Annotated in this window: 20 protein-coding genes and 3 pseudogenes; 5 read left to right on the plus strand and 18 right to left on the minus strand. The window is 36.7% G+C overall.

Annotation, left to right across the window (positions count from 1 at the left end):
- Window positions 1–406: 406 nt before the first annotated feature.
- Window positions 407–1117: a Dph6-related ATP pyrophosphatase gene (locus J7I90_RS02895; protein WP_214768311.1), complete on the plus strand. Its 711-nt coding sequence runs from the start codon at window positions 407–409 to the stop codon at window positions 1115–1117.
- A gap of 584 nt (window positions 1118–1701) precedes the next feature.
- Here J7I90_RS02895 and J7I90_RS02900 read toward each other — a convergent pair.
- The 3 genes from J7I90_RS02900 to J7I90_RS02910 form a co-directional block, all read right to left on the minus strand.
- Entirely contained in the window at window positions 1702–2274 is a 573-nt protein-coding gene (locus tag J7I90_RS02900; protein ID WP_194719377.1) for a site-specific integrase, read from the minus strand.
- 506 nt (window positions 2275–2780) lie between these two features.
- Window positions 2781–3752 carry a UV DNA damage repair endonuclease UvsE gene (uvsE, locus tag J7I90_RS02905; RefSeq protein ID WP_214768312.1) on the minus strand — a complete coding sequence of 324 codons (972 nt, stop codon included), beginning with the start codon at window positions 3750–3752 and terminating at the stop codon, window positions 2781–2783.
- Window positions 3753–3927: 175 nt separating this feature from the next.
- Complete coding sequence (locus J7I90_RS02910; protein WP_214768313.1) at window positions 3928–4431, minus strand: PCYCGC domain-containing protein; 504 nt, start codon at window positions 4429–4431, stop codon at window positions 3928–3930.
- Between the two features lie 193 nt (window positions 4432–4624).
- Between J7I90_RS02910 and J7I90_RS28240 the strand changes: the two genes are divergently transcribed.
- Window positions 4625–4843, plus strand: a complete 219-nt coding sequence (locus J7I90_RS28240) for a YczF family membrane protein (protein WP_483861557.1) — start codon at window positions 4625–4627, stop codon at window positions 4841–4843.
- On the opposite strand, the gene J7I90_RS02915 is transcribed toward J7I90_RS28240, so the two are convergent.
- From J7I90_RS02915 to J7I90_RS02970, 13 genes and pseudogenes are all read right to left on the minus strand, one after another.
- Window positions 4838–5941, minus strand: coding sequence for a GerAB/ArcD/ProY family transporter (locus tag J7I90_RS02915; RefSeq protein WP_214768314.1), 1104 nt, complete (start codon window positions 5939–5941; stop codon window positions 4838–4840). The genes J7I90_RS28240 and J7I90_RS02915 overlap by 6 nt on opposite strands.
- A 24-nt stretch (window positions 5942–5965) precedes the next feature.
- Window positions 5966–7162 (minus strand): annotated as a pseudogene (locus J7I90_RS02920) (Ger(x)C family spore germination protein).
- 26 nt (window positions 7163–7188) lie between these two features.
- Window positions 7189–8676 (minus strand): spore germination protein, encoded by a 1488-nt coding sequence (locus J7I90_RS02925; protein ID WP_311315187.1) that lies wholly within the window; start codon window positions 8674–8676, stop codon window positions 7189–7191.
- 336 nt (window positions 8677–9012) lie between these two features.
- Complete coding sequence (locus J7I90_RS27665; protein WP_285289400.1) at window positions 9013–9144, minus strand: hypothetical protein; 132 nt, start codon at window positions 9142–9144, stop codon at window positions 9013–9015.
- Window positions 9137–9860 (minus strand): annotated as a pseudogene (locus J7I90_RS02930) (molybdopterin oxidoreductase family protein); the annotation flags it as partial. The gene J7I90_RS27665 and the pseudogene J7I90_RS02930, both read right to left, overlap by 8 nt.
- Window positions 9861–9962: 102 nt before the next feature.
- Window positions 9963–11849, minus strand: a pseudogene (gene pulA / locus J7I90_RS02935) (type I pullulanase); the annotation flags it as partial.
- A 386-nt stretch (window positions 11850–12235) separates the two neighbouring features.
- A complete protein-coding gene (locus tag J7I90_RS02940; RefSeq protein ID WP_214768316.1) occupies window positions 12236–14365 on the minus strand; it encodes an ATP-dependent Clp protease ATP-binding subunit in 2130 nt (709 codons plus the stop codon).
- Window positions 14366–15105: 740 nt separating this feature from the next.
- The gene (locus J7I90_RS02945) at window positions 15106–15549 is read right to left on the minus strand and encodes a C40 family peptidase (protein WP_251025054.1); all 444 of its coding nucleotides are present in this window, start codon (window positions 15547–15549) and stop codon (window positions 15106–15108) included.
- Window positions 15550–15769: 220 nt separating this feature from the next.
- On the minus strand, window positions 15770–16396 hold the full coding sequence (locus tag J7I90_RS02950) for a metal-dependent hydrolase (protein WP_214768317.1): 627 nt from the start codon (window positions 16394–16396) through the stop codon (window positions 15770–15772).
- A 242-nt stretch (window positions 16397–16638) separates the two neighbouring features.
- Window positions 16639–17697: a nucleotidyltransferase family protein gene (locus J7I90_RS02955; protein WP_251025055.1), complete on the minus strand. Its 1059-nt coding sequence runs from the start codon at window positions 17695–17697 to the stop codon at window positions 16639–16641.
- Window positions 17601–18068, minus strand: a complete 468-nt coding sequence (locus tag J7I90_RS28020; RefSeq protein ID WP_214768319.1) for a signal peptidase I — start codon at window positions 18066–18068, stop codon at window positions 17601–17603. The genes J7I90_RS02955 and J7I90_RS28020 overlap by 97 nt, the downstream gene beginning before the upstream one ends.
- Window positions 18058–18324 (minus strand): PqqD family protein, encoded by a 267-nt coding sequence (locus J7I90_RS02965; RefSeq protein ID WP_214768320.1) that lies wholly within the window; start codon window positions 18322–18324, stop codon window positions 18058–18060. Before J7I90_RS02965 ends, J7I90_RS28020 begins: the two co-directional genes overlap by 11 nt.
- The gene (locus J7I90_RS02970) at window positions 18324–19094 is read right to left on the minus strand and encodes a hypothetical protein (protein ID WP_251025056.1); all 771 of its coding nucleotides are present in this window, start codon (window positions 19092–19094) and stop codon (window positions 18324–18326) included. Before J7I90_RS02970 ends, J7I90_RS02965 begins: the two co-directional genes overlap by 1 nt.
- Window positions 19095–19549: 455 nt before the next feature.
- On the opposite strand from J7I90_RS02970, the gene J7I90_RS02975 reads away from it, so the two are divergent.
- The 3 genes from J7I90_RS02975 (at window position 19550) to J7I90_RS02985 (ending at window position 24257) form a co-directional block, all read left to right on the plus strand.
- The gene (locus tag J7I90_RS02975; RefSeq protein ID WP_214768321.1) at window positions 19550–21724 is read left to right on the plus strand and encodes an Ig-like domain-containing protein; all 2175 of its coding nucleotides are present in this window, start codon (window positions 19550–19552) and stop codon (window positions 21722–21724) included.
- Window positions 21725–21739: 15 nt separating this feature from the next.
- Window positions 21740–21892, plus strand: coding sequence for a hypothetical protein (locus J7I90_RS02980; protein ID WP_214768322.1), 153 nt, complete (start codon window positions 21740–21742; stop codon window positions 21890–21892).
- Between the two features lie 319 nt (window positions 21893–22211).
- A complete protein-coding gene (locus J7I90_RS02985; protein WP_214768323.1) occupies window positions 22212–24257 on the plus strand; it encodes a right-handed parallel beta-helix repeat-containing protein in 2046 nt (681 codons plus the stop codon).
- A 138-nt stretch (window positions 24258–24395) separates the two neighbouring features.
- Here J7I90_RS02985 and J7I90_RS02990 read toward each other — a convergent pair whose 3' ends face one another.
- Together J7I90_RS02990 and J7I90_RS02995 are read right to left on the minus strand one after the other, a co-directional pair.
- On the minus strand, window positions 24396–25115 hold the full coding sequence (locus J7I90_RS02990; RefSeq protein WP_214768324.1) for a metallophosphoesterase family protein: 720 nt from the start codon (window positions 25113–25115) through the stop codon (window positions 24396–24398).
- A gap of 74 nt (window positions 25116–25189) precedes the next feature.
- Window positions 25190–26731, minus strand: a complete 1542-nt coding sequence (locus J7I90_RS02995; RefSeq protein WP_214768325.1) for an oligosaccharide flippase family protein — start codon at window positions 26729–26731, stop codon at window positions 25190–25192.
- Window positions 26732–26748 lie beyond the last annotated feature (17 nt).

The following is a 26748-nucleotide window of genomic DNA, read 5'->3' on the forward strand; positions in this document are numbered from 1 at the left end:
GCTATAGCCGCCGAAAACCCTGTCTCGAATTTAAAAAGTATTATCCTGATGGAAAAGGGGAAATACATATTGCCATTTTATAAAAAGAACCTACTATGTGAAAGAAACCCATAAAGTAAAAATTTATTTAGCTAACCTTAGGGGCATAATCCGCTCCCCACCGAGACTCATGCCTGTTTATTTCCCTTTGTACACTAGTCATCTAAAATAATCATCATATATTGTTCAGTTCATTATAGAGAAGTTTTTTTGGGGTGAACTTCCATTTAAATCAAGTCTTTTTGTATCAAGATACATTAATATCTTATCTGCAAGCTCCAACCGTGATAAAATCAATTCAAATATAGTTATGAAATGCATAATGTGAAATTGGTAAAAAGTCATTAGAATAAAGGGGAAAATTTGAATGTCAGAATTAATCGATTGGAAAAATAGTGCTCACGGGCATAAGTTCATAGCTTCTTTTAGCGGAGGAAAGGATAGTGTCTTAGCCCTTTATAAAGCGCTTAAGATTGGAGAAGCTGTAGGACTTATCGTCATGCTGGAGGAAGAAGGAAAACGTTCCAGATCACATGGAATGCCTCCGGAACTAATAAAAGCCCAAGCTGAATCAATTGGTTTGCCTGTATATACTGCAGCTGCCAGTTGGACTGATTATGAAAAGGTATTTATGCGCCTTTTAGAAGATGCTAAGAATCAGGGAGCAGAAGTGTTGGTAACTGGAGACCTGGATATGCCTGCCCATGGCTGTTGGCATGATAAGGTTACGAAGTTTGCCGGGTTGAAGCTGGGAATGCCTTTATGGGAAATGAACCATCGTGAAGCTGTCGAAGAGTTCATTAATCTAGGATTCGTTACGATGGTTGTAACCGTTAATTTATCATTGGGGATGCGAGAGGATGATTTAGGACGAACGTTAACCCATGATTATGTGAAGGAACTTGAAGCTCGAGGCATTGACCCCTGCGGAGAAGGTGGAGAGTTTCATACAACAGTAATAGATGGGCCTATTTTTAAACAGCCAATTCCAGTTCGTAAATGTGAGATTATTAAGGACGGGGAGTATGCTTTTTTACCTTTGGAGCTAGATAAGATGACGAATAAGAGTACCTTATAACCGAACTTATTACAAATAGTCCTGGCAACCACTCTATACTGCACCCCAATTATGTGATTTTCTTTAAAGATTGAGGTGCAGTTCATCTGAGGAGTCCTTCAGCAGTATGATAATATTATTGCAGTTAACATAATAAAATTACAGTAACTAAATTTCGCAGCGATGTTTCATTACTGATAACTTTCTGATTCATTATTTGTTAAATAGGAGAACAACAGAATTTAGAAGAAAAAGTATTTCTAATATACTATATTAATAAGAAATTAATTGATAAAAATCAGTACTGGTGATATCAAAAAAGACTATATATTTTAGTCTTTTTTGAAAAGTCATTCGGTTGATTTAAAACTGTTGCCCTAACAAAACTCTTATATTTTTCAAAAATCCTCAGTGAAGGTGATTTTCTTAGTATAAGGAGCTTATCCGCCTCAAAACCCTTTTCACCTCTCCGCACCAATGATGCCGGTTTTATCTCCCCATTCAGATATAACGAAATAATGTTCTCTATAATAATGCTCTATTGATGGACTGTGTTATCCATATAAAAAGAATGAAAAATACAGGAGTTGTGTTCGGCCGTTCAATTAATAATAGAAATCCATTAATGTTTCGTCCATTAAATCCTGTGTGAGTCCTATGTAAATCATCGTATCTTTGGGATTGGAATGATTAAGGATTTGCTGCAGTAAAGCGATATCCTTGAATTTTTGGTAATGCAAATAGCCGAAGGTTTTTCGGAGGGTGTGTGTACCGACATCCGGAATGTCTGCCATTTCAGCCGCCTTGTTCAGAACTCGATAGGCCTGCACCCTGGTGATTGGACCATTACCTTTTCGACTTGGAAATAAATACTGTTCATTTTTCAGGTTCGATTTGCGGACATACTTCCTAACTTCCTTACGAAGCTGAGGATTGACAAGGAACCGTTTAATTTTATCTGTTTTTTGCTCCACAATGACTATATGCGTACCCTCAAGGATGTCTTTCACTCGCAATTGTAAAAGATCCCCTATACGTAATCCGATGTTTATCCCGATTGAAAACATCATGTAATCCCTGTAGCTGCAATATTTTAATAGTGATTTTTTCATCTTTTCTATGTGATCCAACCTGCGTATCGGCTGGACATTTTTAATTCTTTGAGAGGTTGCTTGCATGAACGGCTCATTCCCCTTTCTCCTTCTTTCATTGTACGTGAACAGCTTAAAAAAAGGCAAGTTTTATAAATTTTGATAAGCTTATAAACCTTGATTTAACGGGATTTCGAATGTATCAATAGAGGTCCTTTGTTACATTCGGAATATTCTTATAAAAATGACGCAAAAGGTGCTTGTAATCTACTACCCTCCTTTCACCGTCTTATAGCTTCATAGAGCGCTTTTAATCGGTTCTTGACTTATGACTCCAATGAATTAAAACAATAGCTTTAAAAGCCAAGTATGGAGCTCGCTTTTTTGACTTTTTTAATATTTTTGTAAAATAATGTATAAATTATCTATTACCCAATCAATGCTAGTAACAAATCCAATTTCCATTTATTTAGAAATTCATTTAATATACTATAATCTAATTATGTAAACTTCTGTTTTAAACATTTTTCTCATTTAAAATTTAACAAAGAGAATTGAATTTACTTCCCTTTGTCAAATATTCCCCCAATCCATTAATGAATATAAAAACTGGCATCATCAATGATTTCTATGTCTTTGTGACTTTTCAGCTCATCCATCAACTGGAAAAGTGCTCCATCCTTTTGTTTTGCTTCAATCATGCAATCGAGTTGTGGTAAGCTTCCCTTTATTTGTTGCAAAAATTCCATGTACATACCAGTATCCACAAAGTCAGCATGTGCTCGAAATTCTTTATCGGACCTTGGACTTGAAATATGCATTTTAGGGGGGAGTTTGGAATTACTCCAAGTATTCAATATTCGGTCCCAATGATCTTTCCAATCTTCATTTGGTAAATGATGTGCGAGGTGGTGGTGATAATCAAAAACCATTGGTATTCCCAATTTCTCACATAAATAAAGGGTTTCCGACAAGGTAAAGGTAGTATCATCATTCTCAAGAATGACCATTCTTTGAAGCGATTCCGGAATCAACCCCCAATTATGGATAAACTGCTCTAATGCCTGTACATGCTCGCCATAACCCCCGCCAACATGCAAAACACAGCGATGTTCGGGATCCACTCCCATTTTCTTTAATAAAGTATAATGCATCCTTAATGTTTTTAAGGATGTCTTCAGAATATCGATATTGGAACTATTCAAGATGACAAAATGATCTGGGTGAAAATCTATCCTTATTTTTTGGTGATTCTTTATGAATGTTTTTAATTTAGCCAGTTCTTCTGAAATAGCATCTATGTAATCCCATTCTGGAATTTCAGGATGGTTGGCTAAAGGGATAAGTTTTGAAGAAAGCCTAAAAAACTGAATATTATTGGCTTCGTTATGAATCAGTAAACGCCAGCAATTATGAAGATTGGATATTGAAAGGCGTTCGAGCTTCCTTATCGCTGCATCTCTGTCCTTAATTTTCGAAAACTGAGCAAAAGTCATCGTTTGGGATGGTGAACAGTTTGGCACATGATTACTCATGGCTACATAACCAAGGCGGATTAATGTCAAAATGATAACTCCTTTGCAGTTTAATGTTTAATGGAAGTATTCCCCTTTTTGACCAATAATATATATGTGAAAAAATCAATCAAAACAAAAAAATGGCTTTTACCGAAAGAATATCGGGCAAAAGCCATTTTCCAGGTTATCATTTTCAGTTTAGAATTTCATAATTTTATTGCACTTACACTTCAGGGGTAGGAGTTGGTTTGGCATATCCGCTTTTATATTTTTCATCAACTTTATTCCGGATGTCTTTGACACTCATACCGTCATTCAAGTCCAATATGGATTGCGCAGCAATTTCCAAGCAAACTCCGCATCTTGTGCCATGGTCATCCCAAACCACTTTACCATTTTTTTTATTCTCATGGATAAAGCAATCATAATTATTTTTATGGTTAGCTGACTCTCCGCAACCGCAATAACAAGGTATTTTTTCTAGTAAATCTTTATTTTGTGCAACAGCTAAATAAATTGTCTTCATATCCTCTGGTTTTTCAGCTAAGAAATCCGGTGCTATTTCCTTACTGCTGGTTTCCTCCTGAAGATCTCCGGATACCGTATGCTCTGAATGTCCTTCATGCCCGCTTTCTTTTTGTACAACACTTTCCTCTTCACCTGAGCAACCTGAAAGCATTAAGGAAAAACAGATTCCCATAGTGACCGTCATTAATTTCAGCTTCATTTTTACACTCCTTGACCATCTTGATACTCCCATTTTATGGCACGCAAGCTGTTTCTACAAGTATAAGTTTCCTTAATTATTAGGATTTAAAATGACAAGCATACTATTATGACTTTCCGGTACGACTTCGTGCATATTTATAGAGTATAAATCACACTTTAAGAAGAAAGAACGAGGTGATCTTGTCGTGAGAATGCTGCCGTCATTCTTAATTTTGTTAGGCACATATTTACTTATTATACTCCTTGATAAATTACAGGGCTTGAGTATATTGCACTCTTTCTATAGTATCAAACAATATTTGATAGTAGCTCGTGGAGAAGATTACTTTCTGCTCCTATTATTTACTATGATTTTTATATATTTGATTATATTCTCGTCTTTCAAAAACCGGCAGCCTCCATCTTCATGATACTGCCGGTTTTAATTTTTGTTTTATATATGCGGTAAGCAATAAAAGAATGGGGATTCCAATGAGCAAAGGTAGATGCAAAAGGTAAGGGACGACTTTTAAACCTTCATTTATATGTGCCTGATAACTAGGAGCAATCATAATCGAAGAGATGAAAATAACACCGCCAACAAGATAAATGAACATAGGGGATGGTTTCATTTGAAATAAGTCCGCTGCGCCAATAATGGCACAAAAGAAGAAGATCGAAATCTTGATGAAGCCTAAAATGATCATTAAAACAAGAATCAACGAATCCAGTCTTTCGATGAAATCAGCGATATTAATATAACTGACAGCTGTAAGAGCAGGGAAATTAGACCTTAATACCGCCTCAGGACCTAATACAGACAAGAGAATGATCGAATTAAGAGTTAATGAAACCCCACCTATAATTATTGCAAAGAGGCCAACTTTAACGGCAGAACTCTTTTTATTTAAATGCGGAAGGATCATCGTAAAAGTAATCAATTCTCCAAAAGGTACGGTGATACCTGTAGGAATCAACTCTTTCCATACCATTCCCCATCCATTGCCTAATACAGGCTGAAGGTTTACCGATTTTGTATAACCTCCTAATACAAACATAATGTTCAAAATTAAAAGGGTCACGATAATAATGGCAAAGCATATGCATGCAACACGTGCAAATGCTTCCAAGCCTAGATGAACTCCATAAATTAAAACAAGTATCATGCATATTCCCAGCGTTATTATGGAAGTGCGCCTATAAGCAGAGCTAATTAATAATTCTTCAAAATCTCGTAACACTCTTGAAGCCAGATAAATAAAATAGATGATATAACAAAAACTGAATGCACCACCGATATAATTACCCCAAATTTTTCGGAGATAGCCGGTCATCGGTAAGTCAGGGTATTTTTCAAATAATGAAGTATACACGAAATACAGTAAACACCCAAAAAGGGTTGATAAGAGATTCACAATCCAGACGTCCTGCTTGGCGCCTTTTCCTATATCAAGCAGTAAATTACTACCAAACATAAAAATGACCATCATACAAAATAACTGAAATCCATCAATTTTTATTTTAGGCAATGCCTCCTTCACCTCCTCATTCTTTTATTTCGATTCATAAGGTTCCATTCGCAATCCGGAATTGATAATGTCTACATGAACTTTCAATGATATCTGCGCATCTGAATATAGGTTATCCCAATTTTTTTTGTTCTGGCGCCAATAAACGGGATTTGTTCGAGACAAAGCATCACCAAAACCAAAGATATCTGACTTTTCTTTTTGTGTGATGCTAATCGTCTTTTTAATTTCCTTTTTTAATTCTTATTCCATTTTTTTTTCGTATTCTTTTAACACTTTGGGATCGCTCAAATTAAGCTCACATGTTGTTTCCAACAGTTCTCCCATAACGTTGATATCAGTATGAATGACAGGTTTTTCATTATGGATTTCGGTTAACATTTTACTTTTCACACCGATTGTATTGATTGTGACATTGCCTCTTTTACAAGGTAACACAACGGGGGTATTTTTCACTTTCGACGTAACGAATTGAACGGCTCGGGCCGTTTCTCCATCCAACCATCTCACCAATTTTCCTTTTCTGAAAATGGCTAATCCTTTAACCTTAATTGTAGTCGGGTTGGTCGTCTCTAAATTTCCTGTTTGCTTCCCCTTCTGGGAATCATTGCTTATACTGATTCCCGGAAGTGATGCATCTTTACCTTCACTCAAAAGTGAAGAAATGATTTCATAAGCTAACACCTCACTAGTTGATCCATACAACTTTTGGTTATTTTGTGTTGTACTGATAATATTTTTACCTGGGTTAATCTCAAGAGGTTCAATTACCCCAAGTACATCCTTAGCAGTCTTTCCTCGCGCAATAAAAATAGGGATACTTGCTCGTGAATATTTACCTCTATCGAGACCATCAAAGATTAAATCCAGGTTATTTCGAGCTAACTTCTCACCAATAATAATCAGTGAGAGATGTGTTGTGTTATTTTCCCTCGGAATAACCGAAGCTGATTTTCCAACGGTTTCCAAAATTGTTTTTCCCGTTATCGTATAGTTGATGACAGCGAGGCTTTGACCTCCTGATGTGCCGGTTTGGGATAGACCGCTAGGATTTATGACTTGATATGTTACTCGGTAAGGTTGTTTTGGATCGTCATTTTGGTCAACTCCCATCGCTATTATGACACCTAGCTCGTTTAATTCCCTGTAATTAGAACAACCTGAAATCAGTAAGCAAATAGCTGCCATCCCTACTAATGAAATATTCATTTTCATTTTCATTTCTCGTCCCCCGTAATTAGCCAGTTTTATTTTCTTGATGATTTTTTCAATAGTGATGGTAGCGGGAAACGAAAAAAAACATCTCTTTGCTCCTTAAAACGAAATGGAGCAAATGGGGCAAAATAGGGAACACCAAAAGACCTCAGGCTACTCATATGAAGCCAGATACATAGAGTGAAAAGCAATATGCCATATAAGCCGATGAATGCTGAAATGAAAATCAGAATAAATCGAATTCCGCGACTCACATTGACTAGACTGGTATTTGGCAGTGTAAAACTGCTGATTGCAGAAATGGCTACAATAATAACCACTGCCGCTCCTACAAATCCCGCTTCAACAGCTGCTTGTCCTAAAATGAGTGCCCCTACTATAGATACAGCCGGCCCGATCGCTCTTGGCATCCGAATTCCTGCCTCACGCAAAATCTCAAAGGCCATTTCCATTACCAGTATTTCGACAATAGCTGGAAAAGGAACATTTTCCCTTTGGCCCATTAGACTGACGAGTAAAGTTGTAGGGATAAGCCCTTGATGATGAGTAATTAGTGCCAAATAAATAGCGGATGCATACATCGACAGAAAAAAGGCTCCGAATCTTAAAATCCTTAAAAAGGAGCCGATATATTGATTTTGATAATAGTCCTCCGGAGATTGAAAAAATTGCGAAAACAACGCCGGGACGATTAAAACAAAAGGAGTTCCTTGAATGATGATGGCGATTCGCCCTTCCAATAAATTCCCAACAACTGCATCAGGTCGTTCCGTATTCAAAAGAAGGGGAAAAACCGTCGCTGAATCATCCTGGATTAATTCTTCAATGTAATTGGATTCGAGTACCCCATCAATATCAATGCCCTGTACGCGTTTTTTGACTTCCTTAACAATACTTTCATCCGCGATTCCCTGAATGTACATGACAGCAATATCCGTTTGTGTAACACTTCCGACTTTCAAGCTTACTAAGCGTACATCAGGATTTTGAATCCTAGCACGTATTAGTGATGTATTGGTTCTTAAATTCTCAGTAAAACTATCTTTTGGTCCTCTAATGACCGTTTGGCTTGTCGGCTCGGTTATGGCACGGGATGGCTGATTTTTCGTACTTGCGATGAAAGCTTTCGTACTGCCATTCAACAAGACAACAGTATCTCCTGTCAAAACGGCTGTTATGAATTCCTGCCAACTTTCTTTAACGGTTACTTTAGATACCGTTAAAATATGGCTTGCCCTTTCCTCCATCTCTGTCAATGTTTGATTATTTTCTTTAAACCACTTTATTAATGGATCCACGATGTTTTCATTAATGATGTTACCATCAGCCAATCCGTCAAGGTGGATTACAGCTGCCTTTACAGATTTCTGACGTGGAGATTCAATCATTCGAACGGACAAATCTGAACTATGCCCAAGCTCTTTCATCAATCTCTTTACATTTTCATTCACCTCACATAATAAAGTGCCATCAGTTGTAGGTTTCTCTTTAGCTCTTTTAAAAGAACGTCCTATTCTCACTTTTCCGCCCCTTACAAATAAAGTGTTTGTTCGTTTCACTAATGATTGCTTTTATTATTTGTATCTAATATAAATATATGTAATAAAAGGATGCCGAGAAAAATTTTGATAGCACGATCAATGAAAAAAGCCGATGCATTCCTTTATGGGGATCATCGGCTTAAATATTTTGGTGGGTATTGTTCACCACCACTCAAGTCAAAGTCAATTTTGCAGACGGTTTTCCGTCCGTTTCAATAACATTAACTAGATACCTTATTTCTCACTTTTAGATAAGGCTAGCGGAATGGTTACATGAGAAACTCCTGCTGCAATCCACACGATCCTGCATGCCCTTCATGGCTTTAAACGTTTCTTAATCACTTCTTTATTTTCCAATAGGGTACGCTCGATATCCTCAAGTTCAATCCTTCTTCTTTCTTCATCGCTAAAGGAGATTCGATTGATCACTTTTGTCGCTTTAGCCACGGTTCCTCTCCTCCTTTTTGATCTTCAAGAGGTCACTAGGGAATATATAATCATCGCGGGCCCATTTTTTTTGTACTTGTACACCCATTTGCGGTTGAGGATTCCCATTACGATGGTTGATGCTCGGCAATGTCACCTGAATCGTCCATCGGAAGATAAACCTCTTTATCTTTTACACGATCCGTAATCAGACATTCCACTTTTGCATGTCCATACGGTGAAGTGAGCCGAACACTGGCCCATCCTCAAGTCCTCTATCTTTTGCCAATTCCCGGGATACCTCAAGGAAGACTTTTGGCGTTTTGGAACTTATGCCTTTTGATTTATATGTCATGTTTCCTTCATGGAAATGTTCCAATAAGCGGCCATTATTTACATGGATATCAAACCCATCCCCAAAGTCAATCGGTTTGGTCCATTCGACTGGAAATAACCTCGCTTTTCCATCGGGAAACGGAAAAGCTTCCGTGAATAACAATGGAGTATCTTCCATCTGAATCAACTGGCCATTGAAGACTTTTATAACCTTCCAAGCGTTCGTAACTTACTCCAGCATATAAAGGCTGCTTCATCCATGATGTCACTTGGATGCCAATTATCCCATCCCGCTCCTAACGAATTCCCACATTCATAATAATTTGCCAATCAGGCTTTGAGTCGCCAAGCGGTTCGAAGACTTGATACAGGCGTTGTATACGGCATTCGGTTTTCGTAAAATTGTGAAAGTGATTAATGGAAGTCTTCATTTGACCAATTTCATATTAGAAAATGAACGAAAGCCGAAGTGAGAATATTATTCACTCACTTCGACTTTCGTATCATTGATTAGAGTTTGCTTTCAATACAAACGAACTTAAAGGGGAAACGGTAACCTGACTCCCTTTAATCCTATCAATTTCTTCCATGCCCGCGCGCTGACCATCCACTAAAACGGACCAATTACCTTCGTGCGGAAGAGTAATGGTTATCGCGTCCCAATTTGCATTATGAATCACTGCCATTTTATAATCTTGATGTTTTAAGGTGAATGCAACCGCATTTGGCGGAGCATCAATGAATTGTAATTGCTCCTCAATTTCTTCGGGTGTGCTTAACCTAAAAACAGAATGATTTTTCCTGAGAGAAATCAGCCCTTTCATGTACTCCACTTCCCGATCTAACTCCGCTCGCCTTTTCCAATCCAACCTGTTAATCCAATCAGAAGATTGATAGCTGTTTTCATCTCCATCCTTCGTGCGCATAAACTCTTGTCCAGCATGTATCATGGGAATTCCCTGTGACAGTAAGACAATTGCCGAAGCTAATTTATGCATCTGTTTCCGTTTTTCTTCCGTAGCATCTGGATTAGTGATGAGCAGCTTATCCCATAACGTATAATTATCATGTGCTTCAACATAATTGATCACCTGATCTGGTCTTTGATATGTGGCGATATCTTCATCATATTTCAAACCACCAGCGATTCCTTTTTTTATAATATCTTCCATTCCTGGTTTGCCATTGACGAATCCCTTATCATGTTCATTCATGACAAACCCTTTTAAACCATCACGGATCGCATCATTAAAGTGAGCGATTCCAGGCATTTTAAAAGCATTTTTTTGATTTGCTTTCAGCTCTTGGGCCAAGGGGGTATCCATATCCCAGCCTTCGCCCAAAACAATGAGGGTCGGATCAATTTCTGTCAGTGCCTTTTTCACTACATTCATCGTTTCCACATCGTGAATGCCCATTAAATCGAAACGGAAACCATCAAGGTTAAATTCCTTCGCCCAATAGGTTACGGATTCAACGATGAATTTTCGCATCATTTTACGTTCGGACGCAGTATCATTTCCTACACCAGTTCCATTAGATAAGGTGCCATCGGCGTTATAGCGAAAAAAGTATTTTGGAACGAGTTTATGGAAGTTTGAGTCCTCCACAGAATAAACGTGATTATATACAACATCCATGATTACTCGTAACCCGTGGTCATGTAAACCTTGGATCATTTCCTTTAACTCCCGGATCCTGACTTTTGGCTGATACGGATCAGTCGAATAAGAGCCCTCGGGAGCATTATAATTCTGTGGATCATATCCCCAGTTATATTGTGGTTCATTCAATTTCTTTTCATTGACTGTAGCAAAATCAAATATCGGGATAAACTGTACATGGGTAACACCTAGATCTTTAATATGATCAAGACCCGTTTTCGCTCCTTCTGGACCTTTGGTTCCGGCTTCAACTACTCCTAAGAATTTACCTTTATGATGGATTCCGCTTTCAGGGTGAATCGATAAATCCCGTGTATGCAATTCATAAATGACTATGTCCTCAGCTTTTTCAAGAGGTGGTTTATCCCGTGTCCACCTTTTTGGGTTCGTATCTGTTAAATCTATCACGACCCCTTTATCACCATTAACTGTAACTGCGCGAACATAGGGATCGACGGCTTCACTCCAGGTTTCTCCCACTTTCACTTTATATGTATAAATCAATCCATCCTGATTTCCGTTCAGCAAAATGGTCCAGGTCCCTTTTTCCGAACGAACCATTTGAATCTCCATTCCATCTGTATCATCCCAATGTTTATAAGTAACTAGCTTGGCTTCAGATGCAAGTGGTGCCCATAACCGGAATGCCGTTTTATCTTTAAGATAGGAATTTCCTAAATCTTTGCCTTCATAGAAATATAAATCATCCAATTCTGACGGGTTTAACGGATTAATATTAGCAATCGGCAGGGATTCCAACTGATTTTCCGTTTCATTATCCATAGGTGTTTGATTATTTTTATTTTCCTCTTCAAAATAAGAAAGTGAATCTTTAATAGGTCATTCCTCCATTGAAATTCCCATTCTAAAACAGGAATTATTCATTTTTATAATCATGAGCAAATCTTCCGTTATGTTATGATTCCACAGGCATTACCCATCAAAACATCCATTCTGAAAATATGTCAAAAATTCAGAAATCTATATTTAATAATCGAAAGCAGCGTTCATTTTGCTGGACCTTACTTATCGTTTAATGAATTGTGAATCCAAAAAAAGAAAAAAATGCCTCCATAACAGTTTTACGGTCTTGGAGGCATTTCTAGTACTCTTTATGGTGTTTTAATAATTTTCACTGAGTTATCTTCAACAATTGCCTTGAAGTTCTTAACTTCAGGCTGCTCAAAAATAAAGTCTGTGATGCCATCTTCGAGCTGTTCTTGTAGAACACGGCGGAGCGGTCTCGCCCCGAAAGTTGGGTGATATCCGAGTTCAATTAGCCTTTGTTTCGCATCATCGGTCACATCTAAAGATAAACCATTTGCAGCAAGTGTTTCGTCTAGCTCGTGAATCATGATATCAACAATTTGCAGAAGATCTTCTTTCTTCAATGCTGAGAATTCAATGATGCTATCGAACCGGTTCAAGAATTCCGGTTTGAAGAAGCTGCCTAAAGATTGCAGGATTGAAGCCTCTTCCACAGCTGAACTTGTACCGAATCCCATTACTTTTTGTTTCTCACCGACTCCTGCATTACTCGTCATGATGATCACGGTATCTTTAAAAGTAACGGTCCGGCCTTGACTGTCGGTTAAGCGGCCATCTTCCATGATTTGCAGGAACATATGCATGACATCCGGATGTGCCTTTTCGATTTCATCCAATAAGATGATACTGTAAGGCTTGCGGCGAACTTTTTCCGTCAATTGTCCAGCTTCCTCATGTCCAACATATCCAGGAGGAGAACCGATTAATTTGGAAACACTGTGTTTCTCCATGAATTCACTCATGTCAAGACGAATCATAGCGTCCTTGTCCCCGAATAATTCCTCAGCAAGAGTTTTCGCCAATTCGGTTTTTCCGACTCCTGTCGGACCAACGAAAAGGAAAGAACCGGTAGGACGATTTTTGGATTTTAACCCGGCACGACTTCTTCGAACGGCCTTGGATACCTTTTTGACAGCCTCTTCCTGCCCAATTACTTTTTTCATCAGCTCCGCTTGGAGATGAACCATTCTTTCTTGCTCATCTTCTTGGAGCTTACCTACAGGAATGCCAGTCTTTTGTTCGATGATATTTTGAATGTCTTCAACGGTTACAGTTGGCTTAATTGCATCTTCCCCTGCTTGCAATGACTTTTCCAGTTTTTCTTCCTCATCACGAAGAACGGCAGCTTTTTCATATGCTTCTTCTTTTAAGGCCATTTCTTTTTCTTTATAAATTTGCGCCAGTCGTACTTTTATGTTTTCTACCTGGCCGTCTTCGATGGTCAGGTTCAACTTGGAACCAGCTTCATCCATTAAGTCAATTGCCTTGTCAGGGAGGAATCGGTCTTGAATGTAGCGGTTCGATAGTTCAACAGCCGCTTTTAGGGCTTCCTCACCATATGTTACACCATGATAAGATTCATAACTTTCCTTTAAACCGCGTAAGATGACCAATGCCTCAGCCGTTGTAGGTTCGTTAACCTGTACAGGCTGGAAACGCCTTTCTAGGGCACCGTCTTTTTCAATTTTCCTATATTCGGATAAAGTGGTTGCTCCGACAAGCTGAAGTTCGCCGCGTGCAAGTGCAGGCTTCAAGATATTTCCTGCATCCATTGATCCTTCGGCCGAACCAGCACCCACAAGTTGATGAATTTCATCAATGAATAAAATGACATTTTTTCTTTCCTGTAATTCGCTGATCAATTGCTTCATTCTTTCTTCGAATTGCCCTCTAATTCCAGTATTGGAAACAAGGGATGCTACATCAAGCATATATACTAGCTTATTACGCAATTTAACTGGTACTGAACCTTCAACAATCGCTAAAGCAAGACCTTCAGCAATGGCTGTTTTACCGACACCAGGTTCACCGATTAAAACTGGATTATTTTTATTGCGTCTGTTTAGAACTTCAATGACACGTTTGATTTCTTCATTTCGTCCGATAACCGGATCAATAAGTCCTGCTTTAGCAGCATCGGTCAAATTGCGGCCATACTCCTCAAGCAATCCTCCGTCCTCGGCTTGTTCAGCTGAATCCGGTTTTGGTACACCTTTATAATTAAATGGATTGAATGAATTTGGAGATCCGTTAAATTGGAATTTCCCCATATCCATTCCGCCCATAGCTGCTCCAAGTTTGTTTCGTTCTTCTTTATAACAAGTGGAGCACAGTTTTACATCATGCTCCTGACCATTCATATTTAGGTGAACTTGAATATTAGCTTGGTTTACATGGCATTTTTCACAAAGCATGTAGTACTCCTCCTTTAAAAAATTAAATTGAAAATAAATCTTTGACCTTCTTTGACTTTCTGACTTTATTATACATTGACCTTCTTTGACTTTCAATAATTTTGTCTGGGAATTTTTTTGCATAAAAAAGGAATTGCTTCGTTTTGGTTTGCTTAGCATATTAAACTATCCATTTCCAGTCAACTAAAAAGCTTTTATGAATGCTTCATAGTATTGATTATCCAGTTCAGGACTCGATAACCTTCAACTATTAACAAAACGCAAATTCTCTTGTCCACGTGCCTCAATCACTCTTATTTTAAAAAACAAAATAAGACTTTATTAAGACTCTTTAAGGTTAGTACAATTTTTAACGTTGGATTTCCACTCCAGGCACTTGCTTTCCGCGGGCGGTAGGGGAGCCTCCTCGGCTTTTGCCTGCGGGGTCTCCCTTAGACGCGCATTTCCCGCAGGAGTCTCGTACACCCGCTCCAATCAACTTTGTTTTAATTTTAAGATAGAACACTTTTGCCTACAGTTTTTGTTTTTAAGTAGTATTAATACTTGAGGTGATATCGATACTTTCTTAAAATTCCCCTAGTTGTTCAACCCATGCCATCCTTTCCGCAATAGCTGCTTCAATTCCAATAAAAAATCAAAAAGGTTTCGGAATGAAACCTTCCGAAACCTTTTTGTCTACATATTAAAAGAAACTTCAATAAATCTCTTAGCTTTTTTATATTAAAATTGATTTTCTTCTATTATATACGTTTCGCACCGATATACTTTGGCTTCCAATAACTATTATTGGTTTTAGCGTATGACACTCCTTTAGATGATGAAGAGTGTATGAATTCATTATTTCCTATGTATATAGCCACATGTGTAGGTTTTTTCGCTTTATTTGGTGCAAAGAACATTAAGTCCCCTTTTTGCAGGCTTTTAACTTTCTTACCTTTTTTATATATGTCAGCAGCTGTTCTTGGTAAATTCTTACCAGCCTTTTGATATGAATACTTCACTAAACCGGAGCAATCAAAACCTGAAGAGGAAATGCCACCCATTTTATATTTTGTACCTAGTTCACTTTTAGCCACTTTAATCGCTTTTGTATGATATGAAGCAGCTTCCACTTGGTCCCCAGCAAAGGATGTGGTTACAAGCGTGATAGCCAATGACAATCCGACGACAATTTTCTTAAACAAATTATTTACCCCCTGATGTGATTTGCTAAACCTAATATACTAGAAAAGCTATATCACTCGCATCACAGGATTTTTACAAATATGTTACATTTAGTAGATTTAGGAAGAATGACCATATAAAACATAGAATTAAGTCGAATCAAATGTCCATTCAATATATTGAAAAGCACCTTAAAAAACTATCTTTTCTTCATAAAAAAAACAGCGGTAAAAACCACTGTCAAAATTCTTTTGAGAAAAATGGAAGAAATAATTTCACTCCACGTTTATTAAAAGGTAAACATTTCAAATCTGCAATTAAATGACTTATGTATCCTACTATACAAGTGGTGAAAATTCCGTCAATCCCCATAAAGGCTTCGAATTGAAAGGCAATGACGCCATAGAAGGCGATGCCGGCAATCGAATGGGTATAACTTCTATGTGCTGTAAAGGATGCCAGGATAATATAGACTCCTAACAGCCATAACCAGCTTTCCTGCAGAGATAAACCGCCTCCTAATACCGCTAATCCAGACAAGGTCAGCATATGCCTTTGCCTAATGAAAGATGAAATAATGATGATTCCGATTCCTGCCCCAGCACCGATCCACTTTTCCGTTTCAGAGCCTTCCAAAAGACTATAAATGATCATTAAAATTCCAATCGTTTGTGCTATCGTTCGGATAAACTTATGTGAAAAGGTAATCCTATTACTTAACTTCCCATCAATATCCATATCGGGCATTAGCCCTGAAACTCCCCCAATGCCCACCAAGAATAAAGTGGTGGTCGGATCTGTTTGAAGTGTGTTTGCCGTCAAGAATCCAACTGTTGCCCCTATAGCCATGTGTGCTGTACCGTTCACTGTCTCTCTCCTGTCCCTCTAAGATGTAATCTGCTTCCAAGAAACGAATGTTTGTTCGAATCCCTGCATACCTAACTATACAACATTTTGGGGAAAATTTCTCTAGTTCTTATAAATAAAGCCATAGAAATCAGTGATTAGACCATATAAAGAACGTTATCATTTTAGTTTCTTAGCTCGTTAATATAAAGTATACTTTCAACCTTTTTGGGTATTGGGAAATTTAAATCAGCCAGTAACATTTATTTTTGGAGATATAACCAATTACGAAGCTCAATTATGGAATGTTTAGGTGAATCAAAACTTAGAAATGAATAGTCAATGAAGTCCACATACTTATTGATTGCAGAATTCCTTTTGTTGAATAAAGTCGGAATATAGTAAGGAAACTCTTTAACTGAATGAAGAATAGGTAACTGCTCATATACAATCGATAACGTTCTGATGATTCTTTTTTTTGTTTTGTGACGCTTAGCATCCGCTAGTAATCTTTCAAAATCGATATCCAGGTTTATAAGAAGTTGAATGATATCTATAAAATACTTTAATGAATCCATGTTATGCCGCCACCCATGGAGACAAATCGTATAAAAAAGATGGTAATCGGAAAGTTGTTTAACATGAAGTGAGTCATTGATGAGATATCCTTCTTTCCAAAACTCGGTGATTTCCAAATTAGCCGTATCTTTCTTTAAAATATCCCAATGAAGTTCGACGGTTAGTGGGATTTTGGATTCAGGAAGGTATTTACTGAACGAAGTATGAAAATGATTAGGTATTTGTTTCTCCTTTTGTTTATACCCTAATTGTTTGACCGATTCAATTGCCTGATCCATGTCACTAGCTTTAATTAGTAAATCGATATCAGACGTGGGCCGAGCTCCAAGATGGCCGAACTGTTCCTCAGAAAAAAGCGTCCCTTTTAAAGGAATAACATCTAAGCCGTTATGTTCAAATTCACGCAAAACCAAATCTGTTTGACTTTTAATCAGGATATTTTGATAAAAGACACCTTGAAATTTTTCAATTATTACTTGCTGAAAGAACGCTGGAGTATCCATAAACCTCCCATTCCCTTTCATTAGGAACAATATTTGCGGATGAATTTTCGATTTTTCTATTTCATTTAGAAGTTGCCAATAATATTCTGAGTCAATTGGCAACTTTACTTGCGGTTCAAATAGTACCTGCAGTATCGTTGGATTCAATGGGAAAGCCTCCCCTTTACTCTTTGTTGTAAATTTAGGTGCTTTCGTAACATCCTCGATATAAACGGAAATGTAAGTATTAATCCACCCCATGCTTTTGCTAGAAAACCAGAAGCATGCAATTTGGAATTCCGTTTTTGGACATAAACAAGTTTACCAATCAATTGTTCCAATTGTACTGTATGATCAAAGCTTACATTAGTATCTCCTTTGAAAAGGTATCCGGGTTGCTGATCACTTTTCATTTCCTTATAATACCGGTGGGCAATCAATCGATTAGATGAAGTGTAAAACAAAATAATATCCCCTTTTTTTAAATGAAAAGGATTGCATTCATTAAAGTTACATATATCCCCTTCCTCTATAAAAGGATACATACTACATCCTTGCGCAGGTAAATTAAGTGAGCCCTCTTTTTTCAGTGTCATCTTAAATAATTCGACAATCTCCTTGTCAAATAACATGCTGAATTAATCCAAACTGTAATAAATCCAATAAATACGACTCTATGTCATCTTTTGCTATTTCCTCTGCCGTTAAATATTGATCAGTTAATGTCTGAATCAAGGAGTCCACTGTTTGTGCTTGGTTTAAAAGCCCCCAGCAAAACCCACCGATTTCATTTAGCTTTGTCACTGTGAATTTTTCAGTATGTAAAATAATCCATTCATCACCAAGTTGCGTGGCTTCCACATGATTACTTTGAATATATTGGACCATTACGAAATCAACTCCCAAAAAGTATCGTTTTTCTGAAAAAAGAGGTTATATATAGGTACTTGGTTTACCAGTTCCGTTAACATCCCTAGTATCACTTTTTTATTTGCTGGATGATCTGACCAATAAAACACTTTATTTATCATTGTTATAAGCGAATCCGATTTAGTAAGTATTTCTCTTTGGTTTTGAAGAGACTGATGTAAGACTTGAATACTCCCTAATGGGAAAATTTCTTCTTCCCCAGCAACTAGGATTTCACTTCGGAATGGCGAATTATATACTTCTATTTTTTCGGATGAAATTTTTAAAATGGTTGTTTCATCCGAGAGAAGGTTTCGCGGATAAGATAATTTTGCTGCCGTTGATTTTCCAGCACCAGAATGACCAGCAAAAATATGAGCTTTACCATTTTCTATTACGCAAGAAGAGTGAAGCAGCAGCCCCCATTCATGGTATACAATGAACGAACTGTATAAATTAATTAATGCATGCTTTAAAGCCAATTCATTATAAGCGGAAACCTCTGCATATTGATATTCTGCATCTACTTCTACTAGGTAATCAGACCTTCGAAAATAAATTCTATCAGCCTGCCTATCTTCTTTCACATCATAGTTCACAAAAGATGATCCAAAGTCCATCTGGATTGTTACGGTTAGGTCAGGCCGATAATTTGCGCCCTCCAATTCTCGGAACATCCCATTTATATATTCGGGGGCATTTTCAAATTGAATGAAATGATCCCCTATTTTAGTGTGAAATATTTTCATAATTAGATTCCTTTCTCCCCTTTTTTTATCGACCGAAAATGTTTAAATAGAATATCCAACATTAGGATAATACTCCTATACACGCTATTATAATTCATTATATATTCTTTTTAAAGAACATTTTCAGCTACCTGAATTAAAAGTATAAGTATATAAAGCACAAGTTATCTTATACTTTACCTTATTATTTAATTGTTTTTACTGAATTAAATAATTTTCATAAACGCATATTGTTCTTTACAGAGAACGGTGGTATTCTAAAAAAAAGTCAGGTATTTAGTTCTAGTAAATATTATAAAAATGAGATGTAACGAATGAGCGAGGAAAACATACCACTACAAACATCCTGTTTTTTCTAGACTTATTCTTTATAAATAAAGGCTTCATGTGTGAAAAGGAGGGGTTTTACAAGAAAAATTCAGTTTATATAAACATTTAACACAGGGGGAAATTTCATGTCATTTGCAAGGAATATTAAAACGCTCACAATTTTAACGATTGCAATCCTTTTTTTATGTCTTTTGGGCAACTCGCAGGCATATGCGACAAATGGAGGTGGAAAAGGAAGTAAACCTGTTCATGTGACAGGGATTTCTCTAGCTCCAGAGACTATAAAAATGAAAATTAATGATAAAGATGTGGAACTTGTTGAAACGATCAAACCTTTTAATGCTTCAAATAAGCAAGTGACTTGGTCTTCATCAAACACTCGAGTCGCAACGGTTTCTAACGACGGTATAGTCCATCCGAAAGGTCCGGGTACAACAACTGTTACAGTCACGACAAAAGATGGGAATTTTAAGGCGAGAACGAAAGTAATAGTATGTGAACCGGAAATTGCCGTAAAAAGTGTTACGTTACAACCGAAACTAGTAAATCTTACTGTTAATGATGAATCGCAATTAACAGCCAAAGTCATACCGGAGAATGCAACAAATCAAAAGCTTAGTTGGTTTTCTTTAAATCCACGAGTAGCTACCGTTTCAAACGGTAGGGTTCACGCCGTAACGCCAGGAATCGCCATAATAAAGGTTTTCACTAACAATGGGCGGTTTGATTGGTCAATAGTTTCTGTTTGTGCTAGTAAACTAGTACCTGTTGAGAGTCTATCACTTAATCCGAAGAATATAGACATGACTGTTGGTGGAAAAGATGAGATCTTAACTGCGACCATCACTCCATCCAATGCAACAAACAAAAATTTAATATGGACTACATCCGACTCGAATGTGGCAACTGTTAAAAATGGAATAGTTCATCCAGTAGGTCCAGGGTTGGCTACCATCACTGTTTCTACAGAAGATGGAAAAATACAAGAAACCGCTAAAGTGACCGTAACAGTCCCAGTGACTGGAGTAAACATTAGCCCGAATTCCTTGAATCTAACGGTTGACGGTGAGGATAAAGCTTTAAACGCCGAGGTTTCACCATCCAATGCAACCAACAAGAATGTCACTTGGTCAAGCTCAGATTCAAGTGTTGCCACCGTTGATAATGGTATCGTCCACCCTGTCGGACCAGGCCAAGCCACAATCACTGTTACCACGGAAGATGGCAGCTTCACAGCTTCAGCATCTGTTACTGTCAAAATACCTGTTACGGGTATTTCACTGAATCCTGCATCACTGAACTTGATTGTTGGTGGAAAAAACGGAACCTTAACAGAAACAGTTTCACCATCCAATGCAACTAATAAGAGCGTCACTTGGTCCAGTTCAGATTCGAGAGTAGCAACAGTTGATAACGGTGTCGTTAATCCTGTAGGACCAGGCCAAGTAACAATCACTGTTACCACGGAGGATGGCAGCTTCACAGCTTCAGCAAATATTACTGTTACCGTACCGGTTACTGGAGTAACGGTTGACCCTGACACACTTGAACTTTTTGTTGGCGGAAAAGATAAAAGTGTAACAGAAACGGTTTCACCATCTAATGCAACCAACAAGAATGTCACTTGGTCCAGTTCAGATTCAAGTGTTGCCACCGTTGATAACGGTGTTGTCCATCCTGTTGGACCAGGTAAAGCCATCATCACAGTTTCAACAGAAAATGGCGGGTTTACGGATATTGCTACTGTCATTGTCACAGCCCCAGTAGTAAGTGTATCTCTAGATCCTAAAAGCCTGAATTTCAAACTTGGAGACGCAGATCAAAGTTTAACAGCAAAGCTTAATCCCTCCATTGCAACAAACCAAAATGTAAGCTGGACAACATCAGATTCTAGTGTAGCTACCGTTGTAAACGGGGTTGTCCATGCGGTCGGTATAGGTCAAGCAACAATTACAGTCACAACCGAGGAAGGTGGCTTTTCAGACTCAGCTATCATAACAGTTGTCGATCCGGATACCATACCACCGATTACGAAAAATAAAATGACTCCTATTTTTAACGACAAAAATACCTATGTAATAGCCTTGACGGTTACCTACAATGCCTCAGATGATAAATCTGGAGTAAAAGAAACATTATATCGAATAAACGGAGGAACTTGGCAGGTCTATACAAAACCTTTTGATGTAACTGCCGATAAAACCCACACATTGGAATACTACAGCATTGACAATGCTGGCAATAAAGAAACAATCAATTTATATGATTTTGACAAAGGAACATGCTCATGTTCTAAATAATTGGGAGGAATAATTATGGAAAAGCAAATCAAAGCAAAAAAGAAATACGAAGCGCCTAAAGTATTGCATCATCAAATTGTTACCTTTGAAACAGCCATCTCTTCCGCAACGGGACATTGGGAATTTCAATATATAGATGGATGCTGGGTAAGGGTTTTTGTTCCTTGATGGTTATAATAAAGTAAAAAAGCGCGTTAAGGTCTTTTCTAAAGATCTTAACGCGTTTTTTTGTGCAACTTTTTATATTATCTTGTTTACGTTCTGTAACTACATCTATCCCCCAATCCACTCATCACTTTATACCCTTAAAATATAAATGTGAAAAAAGTTTGAAATGACCGAGCACTTTTTGCCCTTACAACTTGTCCTCTCTTGCATATCATAATCATATAGTTTCTTTAATCGATGCTATTTTGTGAGGATTTCTCGAATTATTATGAAAAATAAAGTGTGAGAAGTCTAATTCTTTTAATGAAGGAGAATTTTTATGGAAAGTTCATATGTACTAGAATTGGACCGATGGAACGTGAAAAATAATAATACTGACCCTGTTAATACTTCTAAAGGTATAAATAGCGCATTAGACTGGGCAGCCCAAGAAGGATATATAGAATTTGTATTACCAAAAGGCACCTATTTAATAGATGAAAACAATCCCATTCAACCAAAAAGTTTTATGACATTTAATCTAGGCGGATCAGTTTTGAGGATTAGAGATAATAGCTTGATTGGATATGCAATAATCTCTCTTAAAAATAAGCAGCAATATGCCAGAATAACAAACGGAAAAATTGAAGGCGATCGATACACGCATAATTACTCTAGCGGTGGGACCCATGAATTTGGTGTGGGTATTGAATTAAAACAAGGGGTTCGTTATATTAGTCTAGATAACTTGGAAATTTATAATACTACAGGTGATGCCATCATAGCCGTTGCATCTTATGGAGGTATTGGCGGTGGGTATCCTTCAATTCAAGGAAACTTGGAGAGCGGTGGAATAAATACTGCTAATGGTACAATAGTGAATGACTCAAAGAGAGTACGGACAAGTATCAAGCTGCCAATCGTCCCCCAGATATTGAACACAGGTTATTTCGGACTATATGGAGACAGCTATGGTGGCATTGGTAATGAAATAACAACTGACACATATGATGTAATTTTTTATTCTGGTAATGACACTTTTTTATCATCTGTAACGAATGTACATTTTTTTGATGAAGTAGAAATCCCCTCTGGCGCAAGTTACGCAAAAGCAGTATTACATCAAAGTACTGTCCCCTCAAAAAGTGGTAACACACTTGTTGTTAGAACTCCGGAATTCCCTAAACATGTGTATATAGATAAATGCAATTTACATCATTGTAGAAGATTAGGAATCGCTATTTGTGGTGTTAAGCATTGTTATATCCGAGGCTGTGAGATTCACCATATTAGTGGGACAGCCCCAAGTGGAGCTATTGATATAGAAGATGGTTATGACTTGAATCAATATATTTATATAGATGGGAATAACTTATACGAGAATTCCAGTTATAACATTATCGCTGTTTCAGGGCGTCATGTGAGCATTACCAATAATAAAATTAAGCTAGGAATTTTCACAATAAATTCTGGTGTTAACAAAGCAATTGTGAATAATAACTTTTTTCACGATGCGGGACCCCGTTTAACTGGCGATACACTCTTTTCTGATAATCACTTATTTAATTGCAAATTGCTGTTATTAGGAGAAAAAGAGGCACTTTTGGACAATTGCTTCTTTCATAATAGTCCTTTATCCATTGATAAAAAGAAAGCCTACGTAGCACAAGTTAATAATTGTAAATTTTTCTATGATGAAGATTTTTATACATCAACAATTAATCCTGGTGCACCACTAATATTTAGTGTCGAACCTCAAAATATATCTAATTGTGTATTTGAAGGAAATGGACTGGAAGCATTCACTGTGGTTCCAAGTCGCACCTATGGATGGAATTTCACCAATACTACTTTTAAAAATATTAAACATCGAGAAAATAGGGTGACTGGATTACCGGCTGGTACTTACAATGGTTGTAAATTTATCAATGCTGGTCGTCTAAGTGTTGGAACTTTAGCTGCCAAGTCAGTTTATGACTTTCATAATTGTTACTTTGAATGGGAGGGCTATTATCAATTCTACATGGGCCCATCATCAAAAGTAGACCATTTTAAAATCAGTAATAGCTATTTGGCTGGTAAGTCTAATGCTTTTTATCTGAGCGGGGTTTGGGGGAACTTTGAGTTTCATAATAATACGTTTAATTTTCCTGCGACGTCTACTGGCCGAATGATTGAACTAGTAAATACCCTAGTTGCTGACACTGTTTTGATTACAAATAATAAATTTATATCCACCAATTCCCTTATCGCAGTCTATGCAGAAAAATCTCCGTCTGTCCCCTTAGTCTTCAAAGATAATTTTCTAAATAATGTACAAATAAAGCTTAATGCTAATCATGTCAAACTAAATAATTTTGTCAATGGAGTTTTCAATCCTAATTAATTAATTAATTAATTAATAATCTAAAGTACCAAGGTGAATATTAGATAATGTTTTGAACGTCCCGAGATAAAATAATAATCCATCTCTAATGTGAAGATGGATTATTTTCTTATCAGGGATGATTTACAACTTTAATGATTAAATTTTCCCATTCAACACAATACTGCTCATTAATTCCTTATTAGGATAATCCAAAATTTCATATTGTTGAATAACTTCCTCAACATCATAATCAACTCTAATAATAGAGGCTTGAAAACTATCTTTTTCAATATTAAGTAATACGTATGACGGTTTTCTAAGTCCATCAAATGGTAGACCTACGCTGCCAATATTAATAATGCACTTACCTTCTATATATCTGATGTATGGTTTATGAATATGAGCGTAAATGAATATATCGGCTGAACTATTTTTCATTAATTTTTCATTTATAGTTTCATCACTTTCTGACGGCAAAACAACTTCGAATAAGTCATTTGGAGTTGCATGAAAGGCATGAATTTTGAGATTTTCAAGTTCGATATTTAGATTTGTCGGTAATTTTTCCAAGTATTCACGATCCTTAGCGTTCAGTTTAGAACTTGTCCAATTAACTTCTGAACTCATTATTTCATATAGTTGAACAGGTACCTCTTTTTCTTTTATTCCCCGAACAACCCATTCATCAGCATTCCCTTTTATTACATCTGTCTCCAGAGAGCGGACTAAATCGAGTGATCGTTTTGGTTCAGGCCCTCGGAAGCAGATATCACCTAGAACATAGATTTTATCTACATCGTGTTTTTTAATATTTGCCAATACTGCCTCTAATGCTAATGCGTTCCCATGAATATCAGATATAAATGCAAGTTTCATATTTTCTCCTTTGTATATAATCTTTTTATATTTGTCTGACTTTTTAATCCAATATAATTCCGCACTGTATTAATTTAAGTGGCTTGATTCTTAACCCTTAGCCTAAACTTGTGAAAATAATTTCTGGCTGGCACGATGATTAGACTCTTTTCATATTTATTCATTCCAGTAAACCACATACATAAAATGTACAGAATAGAAAATACAATAATTTTCACTATTAGAACTATCCACAAGTTAGCTATTATTAAGTTATTAATAGTGGCACCATATATAATACTAATGAAAAGTGGGAAACTCATAAAAAGAATATTAACCCAAAACTTCGGTATGTCCAATTTGATTTTTTTCCAATAAAAAATATTTATTATTATAATATTCCCTAAAGTAAAAGCAATGCAAGTTGCTATGGCACAACCAATAACTCCCCAAAATTGAACAAAAATAATACTTATAATAACATTTGCAAATGCAATGAAAATATTAACTATTGATTTAAAACCTTGCATATTCTTGGCTTGTAGTATAACTCCACCCATTCCCTGAATAAGAGGAACAATCATGGGTACTAATATAACTAATGCAACGGTATATGAAACAATATACTCTTCACCGACCCATAAGTTTATGAATTCTTTTCCAAATACAATAAAACCGCTTAAGACAAAAGAAATGATTATATATTGAATCCTCCCTATCCTTATAAATAGATTTGATATTTCTTTATTAGATACTCCTTTAATAACCATTCCAGAAACACGTGTTAAGAATACATTCGATATTGCTGAAGAGAATCCAGAAAAGTAACCAGTAAATGATGCTCCAACAGCATAAACAGAAACCGCTACAGTACCACTATACATACCAAGAATAACTTGATCGGTAGATGTATATAGTTGTCCGATTATTAAATTCAAAAATATATAAGATGAAAAAATAATAATCTCCTTAAATAATTTGGAATCGAATTTTCCAAAGGATATTTTTATTTCCAGTTTTTTGAAACAATAATACATGTTAAGTACTATAAATAATAAATTTAAGACCGTAGTCACAATTGCCATTGCTATGGAACCATATCCCATAAATAAAAGGGGTAACATAATTAGTGGGGTTATGAGTGATGATGCGATTACAATCAATTTTTGGAAAACAAACTTTTCATGCGCTAGTACTATTACACTGAAGACACCTAGCCCAATACCTGTAGATATGTTAAAAACCATGATTCCCATAAGTAATTTAAGTTTATTAATCTCTTCTCCATTTAAAGTATCTGAAAAAATCAAATCTGAATTTAAAGTTAATAGAATACCTAAAATTAACGCTATTAATCCAAGAGTCATATAAATCTTGAAAAATAAACCGTAAAGGTTGGAGCAGCCTTCTTCATCATTTAATGCTCTGTATTTTGCTGTATATCTTATTACGGCATTGCCTAAGCCAAAGTTTAATACTCCTATATAACCCGCTGCTGAACTAGCTAAACTGTATAAGCCATATTCTGATTGACCAAGTTGATTTAACATTAATGGAGTGTAAATTATAGAAATGAAGATGTTAAGGAAAAGTGCAATATAAGATAAACCTGCACCTGCTTTTAGTTGATTTTTCATTGTATGTACCTTCCATC

This window comes from Bacillus sp. ISL-57, assembly GCF_018613135.1.
Classification (GTDB): domain Bacteria; phylum Bacillota; class Bacilli; order Bacillales; family DSM-1321; genus Peribacillus; species Peribacillus frigoritolerans.